Annotated in this window: 7 protein-coding genes; 4 read left to right on the forward strand and 3 right to left on the reverse strand. The window is 71.7% G+C overall.

The window, feature by feature from the left end; translation table 11 throughout:
• Window positions 1-227: 227 nt before the first annotated feature.
• On the reverse strand, window positions 228-1,814 hold the full coding sequence (locus GH736_RS14810) for a Na+/H+ antiporter (RefSeq protein WP_159604661.1): 1,587 nt from the start codon (window positions 1,812-1,814) through the stop codon (window positions 228-230).
• 102 nt (window positions 1,815-1,916) lie between these two features.
• On the opposite strand from GH736_RS14810, the gene GH736_RS14815 reads away from it, so the two are divergent.
• A complete protein-coding gene (locus tag GH736_RS14815) occupies window positions 1,917-2,981 on the forward strand; it encodes a YihY/virulence factor BrkB family protein (RefSeq protein ID WP_159604663.1) in 1,065 nt (354 codons plus the stop codon).
• Here GH736_RS14815 and GH736_RS14820 read toward each other — a convergent pair whose 3' ends face one another.
• Window positions 2,982-3,194 carry a hypothetical protein gene (locus GH736_RS14820; RefSeq protein WP_159604665.1) on the reverse strand — a complete coding sequence of 71 codons (213 nt, stop codon included), beginning with the start codon at window positions 3,192-3,194 and terminating at the stop codon, window positions 2,982-2,984.
• Window positions 3,195-3,314: 120 nt separating this feature from the next.
• Between GH736_RS14820 and GH736_RS14825 the strand changes: the two genes are divergently transcribed.
• Window positions 3,315-3,821 carry a nitroreductase family deazaflavin-dependent oxidoreductase gene (locus GH736_RS14825; RefSeq protein WP_159604676.1) on the forward strand — a complete coding sequence of 169 codons (507 nt, stop codon included), beginning with the start codon at window positions 3,315-3,317 and terminating at the stop codon, window positions 3,819-3,821.
• Window positions 3,822-3,845: 24 nt separating this feature from the next.
• Here GH736_RS14825 and GH736_RS14830 read toward each other — a convergent pair whose 3' ends face one another.
• Window positions 3,846-4,763 carry a LysR family transcriptional regulator gene (locus tag GH736_RS14830; RefSeq protein ID WP_159604678.1) on the reverse strand — a complete coding sequence of 306 codons (918 nt, stop codon included), beginning with the start codon at window positions 4,761-4,763 and terminating at the stop codon, window positions 3,846-3,848.
• Between the two features lie 72 nt (window positions 4,764-4,835).
• On the opposite strand from GH736_RS14830, the gene GH736_RS14835 reads away from it, so the two are divergent.
• Window positions 4,836-5,753 carry an EamA family transporter gene (locus GH736_RS14835; protein ID WP_159604680.1) on the forward strand — a complete coding sequence of 306 codons (918 nt, stop codon included), beginning with the start codon at window positions 4,836-4,838 and terminating at the stop codon, window positions 5,751-5,753.
• On the forward strand, window positions 5,750-6,479 hold a 730-nt coding region (locus GH736_RS14840), incomplete at its 3' end, for a lysophospholipid acyltransferase family protein (protein ID WP_159604682.1). The genes GH736_RS14835 and GH736_RS14840, both read left to right, overlap by 4 nt.

A 6,479-nucleotide genomic window follows, 5' to 3' on the forward strand; every position in this document is an offset into this window, starting at 1 on the left:
TTTCCAGAATCGAAGCCACGAATGTTCTCCTGTAGTCGTCGGGCGCCACGTCCCTTGGATGGCACGTTCTCGAGTGGAACGCCCGGGCACGCCCGATGCCGCCGTGCAGACGGCCATCATAGCCATGGGACTCCTTCAACTCGAAGGGCTGGTACTGATCCAGTCCCGGCCACCGGCCGAGTTCCCCGAACGCCCCCGACGGTCTGCCGTCGGGGGCGTTCGCCGTCTCAGTCCTCGTCGGCGGGAGCCGACAGGCGCAGCTCCTCGAGGTCGATGCGCGACTGGAGCCGGCGCAGGATGACGTCATCGATGCGCCGCTCGTGCCGCAGCCCGAGCAGCGCGGCTCGCTTCGCCGGCAGGATGGCGAGATGGAGCGCGTCCTCCTCGTCGCGCGTGCTCGCATCGCGGATCGCCGCCTCCGGCCGGCCGTCCTCCCGGTGGATGAGGCGCAGCCGGTCCTCGTACGAGGTGCGCAGCCCGTCGACGATCGGCCGGCTCGTGCCCAGCTCGCCCGCGGCGACGGGCAGTGCGTCGAGGGCGGCCTGGAGCATCGCCTGTTCGCCGAGCAACTCCTCGTCGAACTCGCGCGGATCGCGGCCGAGGCCCGACCACCGCACCACGGCGGGGAGCGTGAGTCCCTGCACCACGAGCGTGAACAGGATGACCACGAACGTCACGGCGATGACGAGGTCGCGGCCGGGCAGCGGCTCCCCGCCCTCGGTCTGCTGGGGCAGGGCGAGGGCCGCGGCGAGTGACACGGCGCCGCGGAATCCCGCCCAGCTGATCGGGAACCGCTGACGGAACCCGACCCGCCGCGTGCGCTGCACCGGCCGTCGATCCACGAGCCGGATCAGGTAGGGCGTCGTCACGCCCCACAGCAGCCGTACCGCCATGACCCCGACGGCACAGGCCAGCCCGAAGAGCAGGGCGCTCGGCCAGTCGGCGCCCAGTCCGTCGAGCACGGGCTTGAGCTCCAGCCCGATGAGGACGAACAGGGCGCCGTTGAGCACGTAGCTCGTCAGTTGCCAGAAGCCGAACGTCTGGGCACGCGTGGCGGCCGTGATGATGCGTGGCCCGACCTGGCTGATGACGAGGCCGCAGACGACCACGGCGACGACCCCCGATGCCCCGATGAGCTCGGCGGGCAGGTACGCGATGAACGGGGTGAGCACGCTGAGGGTGCCGCTGAGCAGTCGGTCGCCGCGGAACAGCTTGCGCACCTGGTACGCAGCGAACCCGATCGCGAGCCCGATCCCGATGCCGACCGCGTAGGCGTACAGGAACTGCACCGAGAGGCTGCCTGCCGTGATCGACGCACCCGCCGTCGCCGCTCCCACCGCGACCGAGTAGAGCACGAGGGCGGTGCCGTCGTTCAGCAGGCTCTCCGCGCGCAGGATCGTGCCCTGTCGACGGGGGAGCCGCCGCACGACCGCGGCCACCGCCGTGGCATCCGTCGGCGACAGGATGGCGCCGAGCGCGAGGGCCATCGGCCACGGCAGCCCGAACGACGAGGCGAGCCACGCGATCGCGAACGCCGTGAGGAACACGAGCCCCACCGCGAGCAGCACGATCACCCGGAGGTTGTCGAGGATCTCGCGGAGCGAGGTGTTGAGCGACTCCCAGTAGAGCAGCGCGGGGAGGAACAGCAGCAGCACGAGCTCGGGCGGCAGTTCCACGTGGATGCCGGGCACGAAGCTCAGGGCCGCTCCGGCCAGGAGCAGGATCAGCGGTGCCGGCACGGGGATGCGCTGTGCGAGCATCCCGCCGCCGAGGATGGTGGCGCCGAGCACCACCACGAGGATCAGGCCTTCCATCTGCGCTCCTCCATCGGGTGTGACGTCCAATGTAGGGGAGCGGGCGAGCTCGTCGGGTGTCAAGCGCCTGCAGGCGCCATCCGCCCTCGATAGCCTGACGACATGGCCGACGAGCAGACGAAGACCGCACCAGGGGGCCCGTTCGCGGGCCTCATCGCGTGGGGCAGGCGGGTCACGGCCTGGGCGCTCGCGACGCGCCCGGTGCGGGCCTGGTTCATCTACCTCGAGCACCACGGCCCGATGCTCGCCGACAGCATCACGTACCGCACGCTCTTCTCCGTCTTCGCCGGGGTGTTCCTCGGCTTCGCGATCGGCGGGGTGTGGCTCTCGGGTCAGCCCGACGCGATGGACGCCATCGTTGCGACGATCGACGCCGCGATTCCCGGCCTGATCGGCGAGGACGCGCTCATCGACCCGGCCGACCTCATCCAGCCGCTCACCCTGAGCCTCACCGGCATCCTCGCCCTGGTCGGCCTCCTCGGTGCGGCCATGGGTGCGGTCGGCTCACTTCGCATCGCGTTCCGCACCCTCGCCGACCAGCCCGACGACCAGACCTTCTTCGTCTGGGTGCTGGGCCGCGACCTGCTGCTCGCCATCGGGTTCGGCGCCGCACTCACGGCCGCGGCCTTCGTGACCTTCTTCAGCACCACCGCGGTCGACACCATCCTCGGCTGGTTCGGCGCCTCGCAGACCGATGCGACCTCGGAGATCGTCACCCGCATCATCTCCACCGCGGTCATCTTCGCCATCGACACGGTGGTGATCGCGGCGATGTTCCGCATCCTGTCGGGCGTCAGGCCGAGCGCTCGGTCGCTCTGGGCGGGCGCGCTGCTCGGCGGCGTCGGCCTGACGGTGCTGCAGGTGCTGTCGAGCCTGTTCGTGGCGGGGGCGACGAACAACCCCCTGCTCGCGTCATTCGGCTCGCTCATCGCGCTGCTGTTGTGGTTCAACCTCTCGAGCCAGGTCATCCTGATCGTCGGGTCGTTCATCGTCGCCGCCGTCGACGAGGAGCACGACCGCGTGCGCGCCCGCTTCGGCGCGCCGACGCTGGCACTGCGGCGCCTGCAGCGCGCCGAACGCCGGGCGACGGATGCCGCGACCGAACTCGCCTCGGCGCGCGAGGCGGTCGATCGCGAACGGGCCGACGCCGCGGCCCAAGGCGGCTAGCTAGCGCAGTCGGTCGTCGTCCCGGTCGTCGATCTCCACGATCTCGACGATCTCGACCTCGTCGACCTCCTGCGTGTCGCCGAGGTCGTCATCGTCGTCGAGCACTTCCTCGACCTCCTCGTACTCCTCCTTGGGCAACTCCGCACTCAGTGGAAGCTCCGAGTCGGTGTACTCGCCCTCGAGCGGCTCTCCGGGTCGTCGTGCGTCGGACATGGCTCCTCCGATCGTTCGGGCCGCATCGCGTCCGCGACGGCCTGGGCCCAAGGTACGGCGGCGATGGCGCGTCCGCAGGGGATTGACGCGACACGCGACGAGGGGTAGCAGAATGGCCCCATGCCCACCGTGCTGCAGGTCGTCCGCTCCGCCGTGGCCCCGCTCACCCGGACCAGGTTGTTCCGCGCGCTCGGCCCGATCGTGCTGCCGCCGGTCGAGCGACTGCTCGCGCGCGTCACCGGGGGACGGGTGCAGCTCAGCGGGCTGCTCGTGCCCTCGCTCGTGCTGCACACGGTGGGCGCGAAGTCCGGGGCCCCTCGGGACATCTACCTGATGTACACGCCCGACGGTCGCGGTCGCGCGATCGTGGCCGGCACCACGTTCGCCCAGGAGCGGCATCCGGGATGGACCTACAACCTGCTCGCCCACCCGGACGCGGCGATCACGGTACGTGGACGGCGGATGCCGGTGCGTGCGACGCCGATCGGCGCGGCCGAGCGTGACGCCGCGTGGGCGCGCATCGAGGCGCAGTGGCCCGGGTATCGCGGCTACGAGCGCGACTCGGGCCGGGTCGTCCGGCTCTTCCGGCTGCAGCCGGTGGCGGATCCGCATCACGCGTCGATGTGAGGCCGTTCGCCGCGGCCGGCTGGGCTAGGCGGCGCCGGGCCGTTCGGCGCGACCGCCGGCGTCGACGAGCAGGCGCACTGCACGACGGATGCCGGGACTCTCGGCCATCGACCGGCGATACGCCACCCGCACCTCCCGGACCTGGCTGTGGTCGGCGAGGGGGCGGGCGACGACGCCCTCGGGCATCGGCTGGCGCCCGAGTCGCGGCACGAGCGCGATGGCGATCTCCTGGCGGGCCAGTTCGATGAGCGACGCGAAGTCGGGGTCCTCGGCGACGATCCGCGGCACCGCCCCGAGGTCGGCGAAGATCCGCAGGAGCGCCTCGTGGCAGATGGCGCCCTTCGGCGTGCTCGCCCACGCCTCGTCGACGAGGTCTGCGCGCTCGACCTCCTCGAGATGGGCGAGCGGATGACGTGCCGGCAGCACCACGTCGGCCTCGTCGCTGCAGAGGTGCTCGGTGGCCACGTGCGCGGGCGCGACGAGCGGCACCGAATTCCAGTTGTGCACGACGGCCAGGTCGGCGACGCCCGAGGCGACCATCTCCATCGCGACGAACGGGTCGACGCTCGTGACCGTGGCGAGCACGGGCTCCTCGCCGGTTCGCAGGTGGCGCAGGAGCGGTGCGACGAGTCCCCGGGTGGCGGTGGAGAAGGAGGCGATGCGCATCGGCGCCGAACGGCGGGTGCCGCTCGCGGCGAGGGCCTCGAGCCGCTCGAGGCCGGTGAGGAGCTCGCGCCCCTCGACGGCGAGGGCACGTCCGCGATCCGTGAGGAGGACCCCTCGGCCGCGGCGCTCGAGGAGAACGGCGTCGAGGTCGCGTTCGAGCTTCTTCACCTGCTGTGAGACGGCCGACGGCGTGTAGCCGAGGCGCTCCGCGGCCGCGACGACGGAGCCGTCGCGATCGACGGCGACGAGCGCCCGAAGGCCTTGCAGGTCGATCATGAAGCGATCGTACGTGATCAGCGCAAGCATTCGGAACTGGTGCTGACGTTTTCGTGCTGCGAGGCTGGCATGGTGACTCCCCGACACCTCGTCCTCGGCCTCCTCGTCGCCGTCGTCTGGGGCGTGAACTTCGTCGTCATCGACCTCGGGCTGCGCGACACGCCGCCGCTCGTGCTCGTCGCGCTCCGATTCGCCCTCGTCGCGGTGCCGCTGGTCTTCTTCGTGCCGAAGCCCGACGCCCCGTGGCGGGTGCTCGCCGGCATCGGCCTGTTCATGAGCGCCGGCCAGTTCGGCCTGCTGTTCACGGCCATGCACCTGGGGTTGCCCGCCGGCCTCGCGGCGGTCGTGCTGCAGTGCCAGATGATCTTCACGCTCGTGATCGGCGCCGTCGCCCTGCGGGAGCGGCCCACGCCGATCCAGCTCGTCGGCGCGCTCGTGGCCGTGGCCGGGCTCGGGGTCGTGGCCGCAGGACGTCTCGAAGGCGCTGCAGGTGCTGCCGCCATCCTGCCGATGCTGGTCTGCGTGGCCGCGGGGCTCAGCTGGGGGATCGGGAACGTGATCTCGCGCTCCGCGGCGGGCGCGAACGGCTTCGGCATCGTCGTGTGGTCGGCGCTCTTCGTCCCGGTGCCGGTCCTGGCCCTGAGTCTCGTGCTCGACGGCCCGGCGGTGGTCGGCGACGCGTTCGCCACGATCGGGTGGCCGACCATCGTCAGCGTCGGCTACACCGCGGGGTTCGCGTCGCTCGTCGGCTACACGATCTGGAACATGCTGCTCGGGAAGTACCCTGCCGCGCTCGTCGCGCCCTTCGCGCTCCTCGTCCCTCCGGTGGGGCTCGCCGCCGCCGCGCTGTGGCTCGGGGAGGTCCCGAACACGCTCGAACTCGTCGGCAGCGCGGTGCTCGTCGCCGGCGTGGCCGCCGGGCAGCTCCGCGGCCTGGGCGAGCGCTGGTTCAGGCGCCGTCCAGTGGCAGCGCCTACGCTCAGGGGATGAAGCGTCGACGCGAGAGCGAACCCATCTACAGCGCGGCGATCGTCGCGGGTCGTGGCCTCTTCGGCTTCTGGCGGCTCAAGCGGCAGGTCAGCGGGGTCGAGCATGTGCCCGCCTCGGGCGGAGCGGTGCTCGCGATGACCCACTTCGGCTACCTCGACTTCGCCCTCGTGGAGTGGGTGACGTGGCTGGCGAACCGCCGCCGCATCCGCTTCATGGCCAAGCAGGGCGCGTTCGACAAGCCCGTCGTCGGATGGCTCCTGAGGGGGATGCGGCACATCGCCGTCGACATGAAGGCCGGCGCGGCGGCCTACACCAAGGCCGTGGCGGCACTCCGCAGGGGCGAGCTGCTCGGGGTGTTCCCTGAGGCCGGCGTCAGTGCCTCGTTCACCGTGCGCGAGCTCAAGACCGGCGCCGTGCGGCTCGCCGCCGAGGCGGACGTGCCGATCATCCCGGTCGCCGTCTGGGGCGGCCAGCGGCTGCTCACGAAACGTCATCGCATCCGATTCCGCGAGCGCTTCGGCGTGCCCGTCGCCTTCGCGTTCGGGTCGCCCATCGCGGTCGGCACCGGCGAGGAGCCGCATGTCGCGACGGACCGGCTGCGCACGTCGCTGCAGGGGCTCGTCGACGAGCTGCAGCGCCGGTACCCCGTCGACGGCACCGGAGCCTGGTGGCAGCCCAAGCACCTCGGCGGCACGGCTCCCACGCCCGAGGAGGCTGCCGCAGCGG

Origin of the sequence: Agromyces humi (assembly GCF_009720255.1) — a bacterium.
GTDB lineage: Bacteria > Actinomycetota > Actinomycetes > Actinomycetales > Microbacteriaceae > Agromyces > Agromyces humi.